Origin of the sequence: Streptomyces lunaelactis, from assembly GCF_003054555.1 — a bacterium.
Taxonomy (GTDB): domain Bacteria; phylum Actinomycetota; class Actinomycetes; order Streptomycetales; family Streptomycetaceae; genus Streptomyces; species Streptomyces lunaelactis.
This window is the reverse complement of the sequence record NZ_CP026304.1, coordinates 7,488,699-7,505,878: the sequence shown is the minus strand read 5'-3', so window position 1 is coordinate 7,505,878 and position 17,180 is coordinate 7,488,699. Positions and strand designations below refer to the sequence as shown.

Annotated in this window: 15 protein-coding genes; 2 read left to right on the top strand and 13 right to left on the bottom strand. The window is 70.1% G+C overall.

The annotated features are described in order from the left end of the window. Positions 1-3: 3 nt before the first annotated feature. From SLUN_RS34225 to SLUN_RS34165, 13 genes are all read right to left on the bottom strand, one after another. Entirely contained in the window at positions 4-657 is a 654-nt protein-coding gene (locus SLUN_RS34225) for a phosphorylase family protein (protein ID WP_108153800.1), read from the bottom strand. Continuing rightward, the gene (gene shc, locus SLUN_RS34220) at positions 657-2,657 is read right to left on the bottom strand and encodes a squalene--hopene cyclase (RefSeq protein WP_108153799.1); all 2,001 of its coding nucleotides are present in this window, start codon (positions 2,655-2,657) and stop codon (positions 657-659) included. Before shc ends, SLUN_RS34225 begins: the two co-directional genes overlap by 1 nt. A gap of 140 nt (positions 2,658-2,797) precedes the next feature. After that, a complete protein-coding gene (locus tag SLUN_RS34215; protein WP_108155095.1) occupies positions 2,798-3,874 on the bottom strand; it encodes a polyprenyl synthetase family protein in 1,077 nt (358 codons plus the stop codon). Between the two features lie 38 nt (positions 3,875-3,912). After that, on the bottom strand, positions 3,913-5,301 hold the full coding sequence (hpnE, locus tag SLUN_RS34210; protein WP_108153798.1) for a hydroxysqualene dehydroxylase HpnE: 1,389 nt from the start codon (positions 5,299-5,301) through the stop codon (positions 3,913-3,915). Between the two features lie 82 nt (positions 5,302-5,383). Beyond that, the gene (gene hpnD / locus SLUN_RS34205; RefSeq protein WP_108153797.1) at positions 5,384-6,322 is read right to left on the bottom strand and encodes a presqualene diphosphate synthase HpnD; all 939 of its coding nucleotides are present in this window, start codon (positions 6,320-6,322) and stop codon (positions 5,384-5,386) included. A gap of 8 nt (positions 6,323-6,330) precedes the next feature. Then, positions 6,331-7,242, bottom strand: coding sequence for a squalene synthase HpnC (gene hpnC, locus SLUN_RS34200; protein ID WP_108153796.1), 912 nt, complete (start codon positions 7,240-7,242; stop codon positions 6,331-6,333). A 420-nt stretch (positions 7,243-7,662) separates the two neighbouring features. Next, positions 7,663-8,448, bottom strand: coding sequence for an ABC transporter ATP-binding protein (locus tag SLUN_RS34195; protein ID WP_108153795.1), 786 nt, complete (start codon positions 8,446-8,448; stop codon positions 7,663-7,665). Then, positions 8,441-9,370, bottom strand: a complete 930-nt coding sequence (locus SLUN_RS34190; protein ID WP_108153794.1) for an ABC transporter permease — start codon at positions 9,368-9,370, stop codon at positions 8,441-8,443. The genes SLUN_RS34195 and SLUN_RS34190 overlap by 8 nt, the downstream gene beginning before the upstream one ends. A 98-nt stretch (positions 9,371-9,468) precedes the next feature. After that, positions 9,469-10,314 (bottom strand): glycosyltransferase family 2 protein, encoded by an 846-nt coding sequence (locus SLUN_RS34185; RefSeq protein WP_175313029.1) that lies wholly within the window; start codon positions 10,312-10,314, stop codon positions 9,469-9,471. A 35-nt stretch (positions 10,315-10,349) separates the two neighbouring features. Next, positions 10,350-11,132, bottom strand: a complete 783-nt coding sequence (locus tag SLUN_RS34180; RefSeq protein ID WP_175313026.1) for a CDP-alcohol phosphatidyltransferase family protein — start codon at positions 11,130-11,132, stop codon at positions 10,350-10,352. After that, positions 11,110-12,171, bottom strand: coding sequence for an iron-containing alcohol dehydrogenase family protein (locus SLUN_RS34175; RefSeq protein WP_108153792.1), 1,062 nt, complete (start codon positions 12,169-12,171; stop codon positions 11,110-11,112). The genes SLUN_RS34180 and SLUN_RS34175 overlap by 23 nt, the downstream gene beginning before the upstream one ends. Then, positions 12,159-12,896, bottom strand: coding sequence for a phosphocholine cytidylyltransferase family protein (locus SLUN_RS34170; protein WP_108153791.1), 738 nt, complete (start codon positions 12,894-12,896; stop codon positions 12,159-12,161). Before SLUN_RS34170 ends, SLUN_RS34175 begins: the two co-directional genes overlap by 13 nt. Then, entirely contained in the window at positions 12,893-14,779 is a 1,887-nt protein-coding gene (locus tag SLUN_RS34165; RefSeq protein ID WP_108153790.1) for a DUF5941 domain-containing protein, read from the bottom strand. Before SLUN_RS34165 ends, SLUN_RS34170 begins: the two co-directional genes overlap by 4 nt. A gap of 282 nt (positions 14,780-15,061) precedes the next feature. Between SLUN_RS34165 and galE the strand changes: the two genes are divergently transcribed. Both galE and SLUN_RS34155 read left to right on the top strand, forming a co-directional pair. After that, entirely contained in the window at positions 15,062-16,042 is a 981-nt protein-coding gene (galE, locus tag SLUN_RS34160) for a UDP-glucose 4-epimerase GalE (RefSeq protein WP_108155093.1), read from the top strand. 141 nt (positions 16,043-16,183) lie between these two features. Then, complete coding sequence (locus tag SLUN_RS34155; RefSeq protein WP_108153789.1) at positions 16,184-17,125, top strand: cation diffusion facilitator family transporter; 942 nt, start codon at positions 16,184-16,186, stop codon at positions 17,123-17,125. Positions 17,126-17,180: the final 55 nt, after the last annotated feature.

The window sequence follows — 17,180 nt, the reverse complement described above, 5'->3', positions numbered from 1 at the left end:
AGCTCACCTCCTGGGGAGCAGCAAAGAACGGTGCCATTCATAGAAAGCAGGAAGGACGGCGCGAAGAACACGGAAGGCTGATATTCCACCGCGCACCGTGCCAATACGGACCAGCTCATGCTCTGGAGCGTCCACGACCACCCGGACGGCCGCAACCGGGCGGGGCCCGGCGCTCAGAGCGCTGCGCAGGGTGGCGGCCGATTCCATGTCCACCGCGATCGCCCCGGTGGCACGCAGCTCGGCCCGCTCATGCCCGCGTACGACATGGTCGGACCCGGTCAGCGGGCCGGTGTGCACGGTGCGTCCCGGGACAGCCCTGGCGACCGCCTTGACCAGCAGTTCCGTGCTGGTGCAGACCGTGGCACCGGCCGCGCCACGGGTCTCGTCGGCGACGACCAGGTCCCCGGGGTGCATCCCTGGGGCCAGCCCCGCGCAGAAGCCGGACGCGACGACCGCCGCGTCCCTGAGCGGACCGCCGGCCAGCGCGCCGAGCAGGGCACGTTCCGCGTTGTCCGGCCCCATGCCCGTACGGAGCACGGTCACCTGGCCGCGGGCGCCACTGCGGTCGCCGCTTCGCAGGGCGAGCTTCTCGATGCCGAGCGCACAGGCGATCAGCAGCGGCGCGGCAGAGCCGGACGGCTCCGGGGAATCGTGCATCAGCCCCCCTCACGGTTGTCCGTGCGGCCGGCGAAGGGCTCCCCGTGCACATAGCGGCCGAGCGCGGTGAGCGGGAAGACCTGCCGGTACAGGTGGTAGTTGATGGAGAAGTCCCAGGGGAAGCCGGTGCCGGTGAAGTACGGCTCGTCCCAGGAGCCGTCCGCCCGCTGGGTCTCGGCGAGCCAGGCCACGGCCCGCTCCACCGGTTTGGTCTCCCGCTCCCCCGCCGCGAGCAGGGCAAGCAGCGCCCAGCCGGTCTGGGACGCGGTGGAGGCGCCGTGACCGATCCACTTGTCCTCGCGGTAGGAGCGCAGGTCCTCGCCCCAGCCTCCGTCGTCGTTCTGGACGGATTCGAGCCAGCGGACGGCACGGCGGATCGCGGGGTGCGCGGCGGGCATCCCGGCCGCGATCAGCGCGGGCACCACCGACCCCGTCCCGTATACGTAGTTGACGCCCCAGCGCCCGAACCAGGGGCCGTTCGTCTCCTGTTCGGCGAGGAGCCACTCGATGCCGCGGCGGGTACGGGGGTGATGCGTCTTGCCCTCGTACGCCAGCATCTCGACGACATGCGCGGTGACGTCCGCCGACGGCGGGTCGATGACCTCGCCGAAGTCGCAGAACGGCAGCCGGTTGGGGAACGAGCTCGTGTTGTCGGCGTCGAACGCGCCCCAGGCACCGTTCCTGGACTGCATGCCCAGCGTCCAGCGCGCACCACGCTCGACCGCCGAGTCCACCCGCCGGGGGTCGTGGTGCTTGACCCGCCGCAGGGCGAGGACGACCTCGGCCGTGTCGTCGATGTCGGGGTAGTTGTCGTTGTGGAACTCGAACGCCCAGCCGCCCGGGGTGAGTCCGGGCCGGCGTACGGACCAGTCGCCCGGCCGAACGATCTGCTCGCCCAGCATCCAGTCGGCGGCCTTGACGAGCGCCGGGTGGTCGGCCGGCAGTCCCGCGTCGGCGAGCGCGATGGTGGCGAGGCAGGTGTCCCAGACCGGCGACTGACAGGCCTCGATCATGCGGGCGCCGTCGTCCCGCCACACGGCGAAACGATCCAGCGACTCAAGTCCCGCACGCATCACAGGGTGCTGGAGGTCGTAGCCGAGCAGGTGCAGGGCGATCACGGAGTACACGGCGGGCGGCTGGATACCGCCCCAGCAGCCGTCGTTCTCCTGTCGCTCGATGATCCAGCGCGCGGCGGCGTTCATAGCGACGCGGCGCAGCCGGCGCGGCGCGAACCGGTGGTACACGTGCAGTGCCTTGTCCGCGCGCTGGAAGAAGCCGTCCCAACTCGCGGCGGGCGCCATCGGCTTGGGCGGGTTCGGCACCCGGGCGTCGGTGTGCAGCTCGTCGAGGGGGAACGGCGCCGGCCGTACCGGCCGCTTCGCGGAGACGACGGTGAGCGGCACGATCGTCTGGCGCGCCCAGCAGCCGAAGTCGTAGATGTTCAGCGGCATCCACTTGGGGAAGAAGATCAGCTCGGGCGGCAGCTCGGGCAGGTCGTCCCACTTCCACCAGCCGAACAGCGCGAGCCAGATCCGGGTGAAGACCCGGCCGGCGGCGATGCCGCCCTGCTCGCGGATCCAGGCGGAGGCGCGTGCCATGTGCGCTTCGTCCGGCCGGTCCCCGGCCAGCCGCAGCGCGACGTACGCCTCGATGGTGGCGGAGAGTTCACCGGGACCGCCATAGAAGGTGGCCCAGGTCCCGTCCTCGCGCTGCTCGCCCCGGATGAAGCGGGCGGACGCCTCGGTGGTCGTCGCGTCCTGGATGCCGAGGAACTGGCGCAGGAGGAGATCCTCCGCGTCCATCGTCACATTGGTCTCGAGATCGCCCTTCCACCAGCCCTCGGCGTCCTGGCGGCCCAGCAGATGCTGGACGGAGCGTTCCGCGGCCCGCCCGGCAGCCTCGAGGATGTCGCTCGCGGCGGAAGTCGTGTCCGTTGTCCTGCTGGCCGCGGCTGCGCCGGCCCTCACGGGCCCGGCGCTTCCGTCGGTCGTCGCTGTCATGGCTTCCCCTTCGGTGCAGTGGTTCTCTGCTGTGCTGGGGTCTCCGTCGGCCGGTACCACGAAGGGGCACCGGCCGGCGACTGCTTGAGGGCCTGAGGGGGGCTAGCCCCCAGAAGACACGCATATACGGGCGATAGCGATCATCTCTTTCGTACGACGACGAAGTCCGCGAGCGCGACGAGCTGCGTACGGACCTGTTCCGGCATGTCGACACCGCTGAGGGCCTCGATCGCGACGGCGTGCTGCCTGCGGGCCTCCTGGGAGGTCCACTCGCGGCCGCCCGCCTCCTCGATCAGGGCCGCCCTCGTGGCGAATTCCGCCTCGGAGAAGCTGTCGAAGTCATTGCTCTTGGCGTCGGCCGCGAGCAGCTCCCCGAGACGCTGGGAGGCCGGTCCGCCGGCAGCGAGCGCGGCGACGACCGGCAGGGACTTCTTGCGCTGGCGCAGATCGCTCCAGGTCTGCTTGCCGGTGGAGACAGGGTCGCCCCAGATGCCGAGCAGATCGTCGACGGCCTGGAAGGCGAGGCCGAGGTGGTAGCCGTACGCCTCCAGCGTGTCGGCGGTCTTGTCGTCGGCCCCGCCGAGCACCGCGCCGATGGAGACGGCGCAGGCCAGCAGCGCGCCGGTCTTGTTGCCCTCCATCTCCAGGCACTCCTCGACGGTGACCCGCTCGCGGTGCTCGTAGGAGATGTCCTGGGCCTGGCCGTCGATCAGCTTGCGCGATGCGGTGGTCAGCCGGCGCGTGGCACGCCCGGCCTCGACGGTGCCGAGCTCGAGGAGAACCTCGTTGGCGAGGGCGAAGAGGGCGTCGCCGACGAGGATCGCCTGGGCGGGGCCGTGCACCTTCCATACGGTGTCGCGGTGGCGGCGCTGCTCGTCGCCGTCCATCAGGTCGTCGTGCAGCAGCGAGAAGTTGTGCACCAGCTCGACGGCGACCGCGCCGGGGACACCGACCTCGGGCGCGGCTCCGGCCACCTCGGCGGAGAGCAGCGCGAGCGCCGGGCGTACGGCCTTGCCGCCGTCGCCGGCGGAGGGCTGTCCCTCCGCGTCGATCCAGCCGAAGTGGTAGGCGGCGACGGTGTCCATGGGCGGCGCGAGCCGGTCCACGGCGGCGCGAAGCACCGGGGTGGACATGGTCCGCCCGCGCTCCAGCAGCGCGAGGATGTCCAGGCTCTCTCCGCCAGCTGCGGTGTCATCAGCCGGGTTCGCCGAGGGCACAGTCGGCACGGTCTCTCCTCTTGTTCCAGTACTAAGGCTCACGCCGCCTCCTTGAGCGGATGTTCATGGGGGCGGCCGAGCGCGGAGAGTGCGGCGCCCGCGGCGCTGAAACCGCTGCGTACGGCGCTCTCCATGGTCGCGGGCCAGCCGGTGGCGGTCCACGCGCCGGACAGGTACAGGCCAGGTGCGCGGGTGCGCGCACCGGGTCGCAGCCGGCCGACGCCCGGGGCCGGGGCGAACGTCGCTGTCCGCTCCCGGGTGACGAAGAAGTCACGCACCCGCGCGCCGCGCGCGGCGGGCAACAGCCGCTCCAGCTCGGGCAGATAGCGCTCACGCAATTCGGCCACAGGTGCGTCGATCTCGTCCTGGGCCGCGGACTGGGACAGCGCCAGATACTGGCCGTCCTTCAGCCCGGATGCGTCGGTGCGGTCGAAGACCCACTGGACCGGGGTGCCGAGCGCGGCGAAGAAGGGGCGGCGCAGCACCTTGCGGTCGTACAGGACATGGATGTTCAGGATCGGCGCGGTGCCGATGTCGAGCAGCCGGTCGGGGACCTCGAGCGCCCCGTCGGGCAGCAGGGCATGGGTCTCGCGCTGCGGTACGGCGAGGACGACGGTGTCCGCGTCCAGCTGCTCGCCGTCCACCTCGACACGCCAGCGCCCGTGCTCCGCGCGGGAGATCTCCCTGACGCGGGTCGAGCGCTCGGTGCGTACGCCCGCGGAGTCGAGGGCCTTGCGGGCCAGGGTGTCGTGCAGTTCGCCCAGGGGCACGTGCGCCCAGCCGATGTCGGCGGCGCCCGGCTCGGAGAGCAGTCCGGTCTTGAAGACCATGGCGGCGAGCCCCATCGAGGCGTTCGGCGCGGTGGCGTTCAGGGTCGCCACGCCGACGAGGTCCCACAGGGCCTCGATGGTGCGCTGCGACTGGCCGTGGCGGCGCAGCCAGGTCGCGAAGTCGATGCCGTCCAGGGCCGGATCGGCCGGGTCGAGCCTGCCCAGCGCGAGTGCGGCGCGCCCGACGCCCGCCCGCTCGGCGAGCGAGAGGTGCGGGTAGGTGGCGAGGCTGCCGGCGAGGTGCAGCGGTACGGGCAGCGCGGTACGGCGCAGCCGTCCGAGCCGCGCGCCCCTGGCCCGCGCGACGTCCAGTACGGGTACGTCCAACCGGTCCTGGAGCGGGGCGAGATGAGCGCCTTCGACCCGCTCGAGGAACCAGCGGTAGGCGGTGCAGCAGCGAAGATAGACATGCTGGCCGTTGTCGACGGTGAGGTCGCCGCGGCGGAATGAGAAGGCGAGGCCGCCCAGACGAGGGCGGCCTTCGACCAGAGTGACGCGGATTCCCGCGTCGGCGAGTTGCAGCGCCGCCGTGACTCCGGCGAGTCCCCCGCCGACCACCACCGCGTTCCGGGACCGCAAGCCGTCGTCGTCCGTCATGCGACCTCCCCTCGGGCCGTTGCATTCAGGGACGCCGCGCCGCGCCGGACGGTTGCCCACCGGTTGTACGCGTACGGACGCATCAGGAACGCCCCCTGAGGGTCAGCCGGGTCACGTGCCTGGCGTCGAGTCCGGACAGGCCGCGGACGGCAACGTACGCCTTCTCGCGTCCGGGCAGGGACACGCGGCCGCGCAGCACCGCCTCGGGGTCGCGCTCGATGCGGTCGAGCAGCCGGCGGTAGATGCCCGCCATAGCGGCGACGCAGGCGCCGCTGCGCCGGTCGAGCATGGGGAGCAGCCGGTAGCCCTCGGCGAAGAGGGCGCGGGCGCGCCGGACTTCGAAGTGCACGAGTCCCGCGAAGTCGGATCCCGGCGGCGGGGTGGCGCTGTGGAAGGCCGCGGAACAGCCGAACTTGGCGAGGTCGTCGGCGGGCAGATAGGTACGTCCGTTGCCCGCGTCCTCCCGAACATCCCTGAGGATGTTGGTGAGTTGGAGGGCGAGGCCGAGCGTGTCGGCGTACTCGGAGGCCCGCTCGGCGCCGGGCGCGCCGGGCTGCGTGCCGAACACGCCGAGGGAGAGCCGCCCGATCGCGCCCGCGACACACCGGCAGTAGACCCTGAGGTCGTCCCAGGTCTCGTACGTCCGGCCGTGCACGTCCATCAGGACGCCGTCGATGAGCTCGTCGAGCCCGCCGAGCGGCAGCGGGAAGCGGCGCGACGCGTCCGCGAGCGCCACGGCGACCGGGTCGGTGTCGTCCTCGTCGACCGCGCCGTGCCGGATGCGGTCGAGGAGTTCGCGCGTGCCTTCGAGCCTGTCCTGCTTTGCCTTCGGCTCGAGCGTGCCGTCGCCGATGTCGTCGACGCGCCGCGAGAAGGCGTAGAGCGCCGACATGGCCTGTCGCTTCTCGGCCGGCAACAGCCTGATGCCGTAGGCGAAGTTACGCGCCTGCTGCCCGGTGACGGCTTCGCAGTAGCTGTACGCAGCCTGCACCGGCGCGGACACCTCCGTCGGTCCCTCCATCGTCCGGCTCACCCCTCTCTACGCGCTCTTCGCAAGACAGCTCCCACTTCACGCAGCAGATTCGCCTTGGTGGGCTTGGGCGGTCCGGGCAGGACATCGTGTCCGGCGGCCGCGATCGCGGTGAGGGCTGCGCGCCCCCCGGCCACGAACCCGGCGAGCAGCAGCCGAAGCCTGCCGTGGACGCTACCCACCAGCGGGGTGCCTTCATTCAGCAGCCGCCCCGCGCGTTCGGCTTCGTACGCGACCAGCGCGCGCACCGACGCGCCCCCGGTTCCGGCGGCGAGGTCGGCCTCGGTGACATGGAACCGCTGCATGTCCTCGGCGGGCAGGTAGACCCGGTCGCGGCCCAGGTCCTCGGTGACGTCCTGGAGGTGCTCGACGACCTGGAGCGCGGTGCACACGGCGTCGGAGCGGCGGACGCGCTCGGGGCTGGCGGTCCCCGTGATCTGCAGAACCAGGCGGCCGACGGGGTTGGCGGAGAGTTCGCAGTAGGCGAGGAGATCGTCGTACGTCTTGTAGCGCCGTACGAGCTGGTCCTGGCGGTTGGCCGCGATCAGACCGAGGAAGGGCTCGGGGGTGAGCGAGCGGCGGCGCACGGTCGGCTGGAGGGCGAGCAGCAGGGGGTGCCGGGGCGTGCCGTCGAAGACGCGCCGCAGGTCGGCCTCGAAGGCGTCGAGCATGGCGAGCCGGTCCTCGGCCGACGCCGCCTCGACCCCGAGATGGCGGGCGTCCGCTCCGCCGGGTGCGAGGTCGCCGTCGCCGATGTCGTCGACGAGGCGTGCGTAGCCGTACACGGCCATCAGGTCATCGCGCCACGCGCGCGGCAGGAAGAAGGGGGCAACGGGAAAGTTCTCGTGGGCGGCCTTGTCGAGGGTGGCGCGCGCGGCGGCCTCGGGGTGCGCCTGCCGGGTGCCCGTCATTGCGCGCTGCCCGGTGCGGGGACGGCGAAAGCCTCGCGGAGCTGGAGATTTCCCGTCATTGCCGTCACATCTCCCGTTCTACACTGCTGACCCAATACATCCCATTTCGGACACGCCGCCGGACCTCCCGACTGGGGGACCTCCTGGCGGACAGGATGCCTAGGGGGTATCGCCCCACTTGCCTCGATTCGGCACCGGTACAGCTTACGTTGTACAACGCCCAGTGATACGCCGGGGTGTTGCGCGCATTACAAGAACACTCCAATCCGGGTCAACCTTCCCCGGCACCACAGGACTTGACCTTGGCTTGACGATCCAGGCCCGAATGTCCGGTTCCGGCTCACGGCCCGCCGTCTCCTCCAAGGACGCGGAAGACCCCCGCCCGGATGCCACGGCGGGGGTCTTCGACCGGGAACCGGACTACTTGCCGGTCTCCTTCTCGTACGCCTTGATGACCTCGTCGGTCGGGCCGTCCATCAGAAGCTCGCCCCGCTCCAGCCACAGGACGCGGTCGCAGGTGTCCCTGATCGTTTTGGCGCCGTGACTGACCAGGAAGACCGTGCCGGCCTCCTTGCGGAGCTCACGGATGCGTGCCTCGGAGCGGATCTGGAACTTGCGGTCACCGGTCGACAGCGCCTCGTCGATCATGAGGACGTCGTGGTTCTTGGCCGCTGCGATGGAGAAGCGGAGCCTGGCTCCCATGCCGGAGGAGTAGGTACGCATCGGCAGGGTGATGAAATCGCCCTTCTCATTGATTCCCGAGAAGTCGACGATCCCCTCATACCGGTCGCGGATCTCCTCACGCGACATGCCCATGGCCAGGCCGCCGAGTATGACGTTCCGCTCGCCGGTCAGATCGCCCATGAGCGCGGCATTGACGCCGAGCAGGGACGGCTGGCCGTCGGTGTACACCTTGCCGCTCTCGGTCGGCAGCAGGCCGGCGATGGCGCGCAACAGGGTCGACTTGCCGGAACCGTTGGTACCGATCAGGCCGATCGCCTCGCCGCGGTACGCCGTGAAGGACACGCCGCGCACGGCGTGCACCTTGCGGATCGCACGGGACTCGCCCTTGTCCCGACGGATCATGCGGTTCAGCGCCGCCGTGGCGCTGCCCTTGCCGCCGCTGCCACCGCTGACCCGGTACACGATGTGGACGTCGTCGGCGATGACGGTGGGGATGCGCCCCTGCACGTTTTCTTCAGCCACGGCCGTATCGCTCCTCAGCCTTCCAGAAGTACACAAAGCCGGCTACGCCCACGAGAAGGGCCCACAGGCCGCCCACGAGCCACACGTGCGAGGGCAGGTTGGACGCGCCGTATCCGTCGATCAGCGCGAAGCGGACCAGGTCCATGTAGACGGCCGCCGGGTTGTACTGCAGAACATCGGCGATCCAGGACGGCTTGCCCGCGAGCATCACGGGAATCGAGAACATGACGCCCGAGGCGTACATCCAGGTGCGCATGACGAACGGCATCAGCTGGGCCAGGTCCGGCGTCTTGCTGCCCAGCCTGGCCATGATCAGAGCCAGACCGATGTTGAAGACGAACTGCAGGGCCAGTGCGGGCAGGATCAGCAGCCAGCTGAGGGACGGGTAGCTGCCGAAGGACACCGCGATGACGAAGAGCACGATCATCGAGAACATCAGCTGCTGGAGCTGCTGCAGGGCGAAGGAGATCGGCAGTGCCGCCCGGGGGAAGTGCAGGGCCCGTACCAGTCCCAGATTGCCCGCGATGGAGCGGACGCCGGCCATCACGGAGGTCTGGGTGAAGGTGAAGACGAACACACCCGTCACCAGGAACGGGATGAAGACCGCCTTGTCCATCCCGCGGCCCGAGTCCAGGATCAGGCCGAAGATCAAGTAGTAGACGGCCGCGTTCAGCAGAGGGGTCGCCACCTGCCAGAGCTGGCCGAGCTTCGCCTGGCTGTACTGGGCGGTCAGCTTCGCCGATGAGAACGCCAGGATGAAGTGGCGCCGGCCCCAGAGCTGCCGAATGTACTCGACGAGACCCGGTCGGGCACCGCTCACCGAAAGGCCGTACTTCGCGGCGAGCTGCGCCGAGGTCAGACCCTCATCGGGAGATGGCGGGGCGCTCGTCACGATCGCACCGTCATGGGTTGTGTCACTCACAAGTTGAAACTTTCGTGTTCAAGATGCGCAGCCGGTCGGGCGCAGGCTCAGACGTCCAGGTCCCGGGAGTACGCCCGATGCTCTCAGGACCGAGCATGTCAGACGACAGGAGGGCGACCCAGCCGGGTCAGCCGCCATACCGTACGCCACTTAATGGGCCGGCGTGGCCCGCAGGGCGTCTGCCAGCCCTCCTTGAAGCCGCCGAACCAGGCCTTCAGAGCGGACACCGAAGGGCGCCGGGCCAGCGTGAGAAGAACCCAGACAGCAAGGTAGACGGGGACCAGGGGGGCCGGCAGATTGCGGCGGGCGAGCCAGACCCGGTTACGGGCGACCATGCGGTGGTAGACCGCATGCCGCGACGGGGGCATCGTCGGGTGGAACAGCACCATGTCCGCGCGGTAGTCGATCGCCCAGCCCGCGTCCAGCGCCCGCCAGGCGAGGTCCGTCTCCTCATGGGCGTAGAAGAACTCGTCGGGCAGCGCGCCGACCTCGGCGAGGACCTTCGTACGCACGGCATTGGCGCCGCCGAGGAAAGTCGTCACCCGCGAGGAGCGCATCGGGTCGGAGGCCCGCAGCCGCGGAACGTGGCGGCGCTGGGTGAGCCCCGTCTCCGGGTCGGCGATCCGGAAGCTGACGATGCCCAGCTTCGGCTCGGCCTCGAAGGCCTGGCGCACCAGCTCGCCGGTGTCGCTGCCCGGCAGCAGACCGTCGTCGTCGAGGAAGAGCAGCACATCGACGCCGGAGCCGGAGGGGCCGAAGGCCTCGATGCCGACGTTACGGCCGCCGGGGATGCCCAGATTGTCGGGCAGATCCACGGTGCGTACGCCCTCGGGGACGTCGGTCACCGGGGCGCCGTTGCCGACCACGACGACCTCGATCGGGTCGCCCTCCTGCTTGGCGACCGAGTCGAGCAGGGCGCGCAGATCGTCGGGGCGGTTGCCCATCGTGATGATGACCGCGCCGAGCTTCAGCGGCGCAGTCACTTGAGCCTGCTGGATGCGAGGATCGACACCAGGTGCAGCAGCGTCTGGACGACGGCGATGCCGGCCAGGACAGCGATGCCGAGGCGGGTGAAGAACAGATCGCCCTGGACCTTGTCGAGGATGGCCACGACCAGGATGAAGAGGCTGGCCTCGATGCCGCCGACGAGCCGGTGGAACTTCAGCGCGGCCGCGGCACGGCGGGCCACCGCCAGACCGGAGGAGCGCGGCACGGCGGCCTCGTCCTTGACGGCGGGCAGTCCGCTGCGCTGGCGGGCCACGTCGACCAGGTCCGTCTCGGCCTTGATCAGGATGGCGCCGAGCGCGGCGACGGTGCCGAGGAAGGCCCACAGCCAGTTGGTGGCGCCGTCCTGGTGGAAGACATCGGCGCCGCGGATGCCGAAGCCGACCAGCAGGGCCGCCTCACAGAGGTAGTGGCCGATCCGGTCGAGGTAGACGCCGGTGATCGAGGTCTGCTTGCGCCAGCGGGCGACCTCACCGTCGACACAGTCGAGCAGCAGATAGATCTGGAAGAGCACCACCGCGAGGATCGCGCCGGTCAGTCCCGGGATCAGCAGGGCAGCGCCGCCGAGCACACCCACCACGATCATGAGGTAGGTGAGCTGGTTGGGCGTGATCTTGGTGTTGACCAGGTACGGGTCGATGTGCAGCGAGATCTCTCGCATGTACATGCGCCCGGCCCAGTGCTCGCCGCTTCGCCGGTCCTTCACTCCCTCCGGGTGAACGACCGGACGGAGTTCAGCTACTGATGGTCTTGGCATAGTCGGCGTACGCGTCCCTGATCTGGTCGGTGGAGAGGTCGAGGTGCTCAAGGATGGTGAAGCGGCCCGGTCGGGTCTGCGGTGCGTAATCGACGGCTCTGACGAACTCGTCCACGCTGAAGCCGATCTCCTCGGGCAGCACCGGCAGGCCGTGCCTGCGCAGCACCTCGGCGAAGAGTCCGGACAGGTCGTGCGCACCGCGCAGGTGCATGGCGAAGGCGGCGCCCAGGCCGACCTGCTCGCCGTGGCTGGCGGCGCGTTCGGGGTGGAGCAGGTCGAAGGCGTGGCTGATCTCGTGGCAGGCGCCGGACGAGGGGCGGGTGTCCCCGCTGATCGACATCGCGATGCCGGAGAGCACGAGCGCCTCGGCGAGGACCGTGAGGAACTCGTCGTCGCCGACCCCTCCCGGGTGGCGCAGTACGGCCTCGCCGGCGGTGCGGCCCATGGCGGCGGCGAGGCCGTCGACGGGTTCGCCGTTGACGCGGTGGGACAGCTCCCAGTCCGCGATCGCGGAGATGTTGGAGATCGCCTCGCCGATGCCGGAGCGTACGAAGCGGACCGGTGCCTCACGGATGACATCGAGGTCGATGACCATGGCGATGGGGGTGGGGACGCCGTAGGAGCCGCGGCCGTTGTCGTTGTCCAGCGTGGCGACCGGGGAGCAGATGCCGTCGTGCGAGAGGTTCGTCGCGACGGCCACCATTGGCAGGCCGACACGGGCCGCCGCGTACTTCGTGACATCGATGATCTTGCCGCCGCCGAGGCCGACCACGGCGTCGTACCGCTTGCCCCTGATGTCGTCGGCGAGCTTGACGGCGGAGTCGATCGTGCCGCCGGCGACCTCGAACCAGGTGGCGCCCGGCAGCACCGGCGAGAGCTTCTCGCGCAGCGCCTGGCCGGAGCCGCCGCTGATCGCGATCGCGAGCTTGCCGGAGGAGGAGATCCGCTGGTCGGCCAGGAGGCCGGCCAGATCGTCCAGGGCGCCGCGTGCGATGTCGACGACGACCGGGGACGGGATCAGTCGGGTCAGTACAGGCACGCGATCTCACGGCCCTTCGCGAGGTCGTCGTGGTTGTCGATCTCGACCCACTTGACGTCGCCGATGGGGGCCACGTCCACGGTGAAGCCGCGGTTCACGAGCTCCTGATAGCCGTCCTCGTAGTAGAGGTCGGGGTCGCGCTCGAAGGTGGCCTTCAGCGCGTCGGCGAGCTCGTCGGCGGCCTCGGGCTCGATGAGGGTGACGCCGATGTACTCGCCCGTGGCGGTGGCCGGGTCCATCAGCTTGGTGATCCGCTGCACGCCCTTGCCCTCGGCGGTGATGACCTTCATCTCCTCGTCGGCGAGGTTCTTCACCGCGTCGAGGGCGAGGATGATCTTCTGGCCGTTGCCGCGGGCGGCGAGCAGGGTCCGCTCGACGGAGACCGGGTGCACGGTGTCGCCGTTGGCGAGGATGACGCCCTGCTTGATGACGTCACGGGCGCACCACAGGGAGTAGGCGTTGTTCCACTCCTCGGCCTTGTCGTTGTCGACGAGGGTCAGCTTCAGGCCGTACTTCGCCTCCAGGGCTGCCTTGCGCTCGTAGACGGCTTCCTTGCGGTAGCCGACGACGATGGCGGCCTCGGTGAGCCCGATCTCCGCGAAGTTCCCCAGGGTGAGGTCGAGGACGGTGGTGTCGCCGTCGACGGGCACGAGGGCCTTCGGGAGCGTGTCGGTGTAGGGGCGAAGACGCCGTCCGGCACCGGCTGCCAGTACGAGGCCGATCATGCGGGTTCTCCTTCGTCATGTACGGCGGGTGCTCCGGAGGACACCCAGAAGCGGATGCTCTCGACGAGCACCACGAGCGCGACGGCCACAGCGAGGGCCGTGAGCGCGAGGGTGAAGTCCGAGCTGTTGAGCAGGGCGGCCGCCAGCACGACGGCCAGGATCCGTCCTTCGTGTCCGCCGATCGCCCGCACCAGCCAGTGCGGGGGCGCGCCCGTACCGCCGCGGATGCGGTACACCGTGTCGTAGTGATGGTAGGCGACCGCCGCAACCAGACCGAAGGCCGCGGGCAACGCCCCGTTCACATCGGCGTGGGCCGCGAGCACCAGGACGGTGCAGTACTCGGCCGCGCGGAACACCGGCGGTACGAGCCAGTCGAGCGCGCCCTTGAGAGGGCGGGCAACAGCCAGACCCGAGGTGACGACGTAGATCACGGCGGCGACGGCCGGCCAGAGGCTGCCGTAGTCGGTGAAGGCGGCGGTCGCCACCAGCACGGTGCCGCCCAGCAGCGCGATCGCGAGCGGCAGGAATCCGGGAAAGCTCCGAGCACGCTGCTTGAAGCCGCCGGCGACGGCTTCGGCGAGCGGGCCGGAGTCGGCGAGGTCCGCGAGCGCCTGGGCGGCGCGGTCCGTCCGACGGGCCTTGCGGGTCAGCGAGCGCAGAACACGGCCCGCGGTGGTGTAGCAGGCCGCGAGGCCGCAGCCGATCAGCAGGGCGCAGAAGACGATCCGGGGGGTGGTGACGGCGGTGAGCACGGCGATCATCGCCCAGCGCTCGCCGATCGGCAGCACGATCATCCGGCGCACCCAGACCGTCCAGCCGATGCTGTCGAGCTTGTCGGAGAGGGCCGCGGTGGGGCTGCCGGTAACAGATTTACCGGCGGCGGTCGCGTCGTGGTTCGCCTCGTTGAAGGAGAAGTCGACGACGTGCCGGCAGGTCTGCAGGATCATCGCGCCGAGGGCGAGCGCCCAGACGTCGTCGCCGCCGCGGGCGGCACCGACCGCGAGTCCCGCGTAGTACGCGTATTCCTTGGCGCGGTCGAAGGTCGCGTCCAGCCAGGCGCCCATCGTCGAGTACTGGAGCGAGTAGCGGGCGAGCTGCCCGTCGGTGCAGTCCAGGACGAAGGAGAAGAGCAGCAGCAGGCCGGCGGCGATGTAGCCGGCGCGGGTGCCGGTGGCCGCGCTGCCGGCCGCGACGAGCGCGGTGAGCAGTGAGGCGGTGGTGACCTGGTTGGGGGTCAGTCCGCGACGGGCGCACCAGCGGGCGAGGTAGCGCGAGTACGGGCTGATGCAGAACGTGGTGAAGAACCCGTCGCGGGCCTTCACGGCGGAGCGCAGCCGTACGGCTTCGTCGTCGACGGCGGTGACGGCCTGCCGGGCCTCGTTGCGGGCCTGGGGGTCACCGGGCACGGTCGCCACGAGCGATCCGAGCTCGGGCCGGTACACGGCCGTACCGTCGGCGTCGAGGGCCTCGGCGAGCGCGTCGGTCACTACGGGGCTCCGCGCGGCCTGGACCGCCGACAAGGTGTCCCCGTCGTCGGCCGCGTTGCCCGCCTGCGCTCCGACGCCACCTGCGGGGACGCCGCTGCCCGGCGCTGCCGACAGGGCCCGGACCAGAGCGGGCCTGGCCTCCGGCTGCACCGTCAGTGCGCCCGCGACCGCGGCCGCGGGGAAGCGCGGGTCGGTCAGCGCCAGTCGCAGAGCGTGTACGTGCCCGACGAAGCGGGGGTCGACGACGGCGACGCGGTCGGCGCCCGGGACTGCGGCGATCAGTGCTGCGGTGTCCTCGGTGCCTGAGGCGATCCGTACGTCAAAACCCAGCGCCCGCAGATCGCCCTCGAGCGACGATCCGGGTACCGGCGGACCGGTGAGGATTGCGGTCGACAGACGAACTCACTCCTTGGAGCTGACGGTGCGGGTGCGCGGCGGCTCGGCCCGTATATGGGCGGCGGCACGTCGGCAGAGGCTATCGGATGTACCTATGCGGGAATTCACCGGCCGTTTACGTCCCCGCTCGACATGGACCGGCCCCCCAAGGCGGCCCATCGAGATCATCATCGTCGATCCATGCCTCGCCCCACAAACCGCGGGGGCGAGGGCCCAGGTCCTGTCCCGACGATCGGGCCGGAGCCCGGCAAGATCCGCCGGACAGGGCCTAGGGTGGTCGGCATGACGTGGCTGATCACAGGTGGGGCGGGGTACATCGGGGCGCATGTGGCGCGGGCCATGACGGCGGCAGGTGAGCGGGTCGTGGTCCTCGACGACGTCTCGTCGGGGATCACCGATCGGCTGCCTGCGGAGATCCCCCTGGTGCGCGGGGCGATCCTGGACCGGGAACTGCTCGATCGCACCCTGGCCGAGCACGCTGTCACCGGTGTCGTACATCTCGCGGCGAAGAAGCAGGTCGGACAGTCCGTCGAGCAGCCACTGCTCTACTACCGGGAGAATCTGCACGGGCTGACGGTGCTGCTCGAAGCGGTCGTCGCGGCGGGTGTGCAGCGGTTCCTGTTCTCCTCCTCCGCCGCCGTGTACGGGATACCGGACATGGAGCTGATCCCCGAGTCCGCTCCCTGTGAGCCGATCAATCCGTACGGCGAGACCAAGCTCGCGGGCGAGTGGCTGGTGCGGGCCACCGGCCGGGCACACTCGCTGTCCACCGCCTGTCTGCGCTATTTCAATGTGGCGGGCGCCGATCGGCCGGAACTGGCCGACACCGGGGTGTTCAACATCATTCCGATGTTCTTCGACCGGATCACCCGCGGTGAGGCGCCGCGGATTTTCGGCGCCGACTACGCGACCCCGGACGGCACCTGCATCCGTGACTACATCCATGTCTCGGATCTGGCGGACGCCCATCTCGCGGTCGCCCGCCGGCTTGCCGAGCAGGACGCCGGGGATCTGACGGTCAACATCGGCCGCGGGGTGGGTGTCTCGGTACGCGAGCTCGCCGATCTGGTGGCCGACGTCACCGGGTACACCGACGAGCCGGTCGTCGAGCCGCGCCGTCCGGGCGATGCCGCGAAGGCCGTCGCCTCGGTCGACCTGATCTCCAAGGAGCTGGGCTGGACGGCTTCGCGAGGGGTACGCGAGATGGTCGATTCGGCGTGGGAGGGCTGGTGCCTCCGGCACCCCGACGCCCGTATCAAGTGATCTTGTCAGAGTCCTGACCTGCGGTCATTTCCGCAGGTCAGGCGAGTTGACAACGGTGTTCAGTCCCGTGTTGCTCGATACCCCCCACCCGTAGTTGACTGAGGTCTCGGCAGATCGTTCCGACGACCAGGAGGCGTCCTCATGGGGGCTGGGCACGACCACGGGCATGCGCACGGCGGACCGCCGCCAACGGGCACCGCGGCCGCGGCCTACAAGGGACGCCTTCGCATCGCGCTGTCGATCACGCTGGGCGTGATGGTCCTGGAGATCGTCGGCGGCATCCTCTCCGACTCCCTCGCCCTGATCGCCGACGCCGCGCATATGGCGACGGACGCGGTCGGTCTCGGGATGGCGCTGCTGGCGATCCATTTCGCCAACCGGCCGGCCGGACTGAACCGCACCTTCGGCTTCGCACGCGCCGAGATCCTCGCCGCCCTGGCCAACTGTCTGCTGTTGATCGGCGTCGGCGGCTATCTGCTGTACGAGGCGGTGCAGCGCTTCATCACCCCGGCCGAGACCAAGGGCGGCCTGACCATCGCCTTCGCCCTGATCGGTCTTGTCGCCAACATGATCTCGCTCTCCCTGCTGGTGCGGGGCCAGAAGGAGAGCCTCAATGTGCGCGGGGCGTATCTCGAGGTGCTCGCGGACACGCTCGGTTCGCTCACGGTGCTGGTCTCGGCCGGCATCATCATCGCCACGGGCTGGCAGACCGCGGACCCGATCGCGTCCCTGGTCATCGGCCTCATGATCGTGCCGCGCACCTGGAAGCTGCTGGGGGAGACCCTCAACGTCCTGCTGGAGGCGGCCCCCAAAGGCGTCGACATGGGCGAGGTGCGGGCGCACATAGTGGCCCTGCGCGGTGTGGAGGACGTGCACGATCTGCACGCCTGGACGATCACCTCCGGGATGCCGGTCCTCTCCGCGCATGTGGTGGTGAGCCAGGACGTCCTGTCCGCGGTTGGGCACGAGAGGATGCTGCACGATCTGCAGGGGTGCATCGGCGATCACTTCGATGTCGAGCACTGCACCTTCCAGCTGGAGCCCGTCGGCCACGCGGAGCACGAGGCGAGGCTCTGCCACTGAGGCGAGGCACTGAGACCCGTGTCACTGGCGGCTGTTAGTGTTTTCGCAGAGGCAT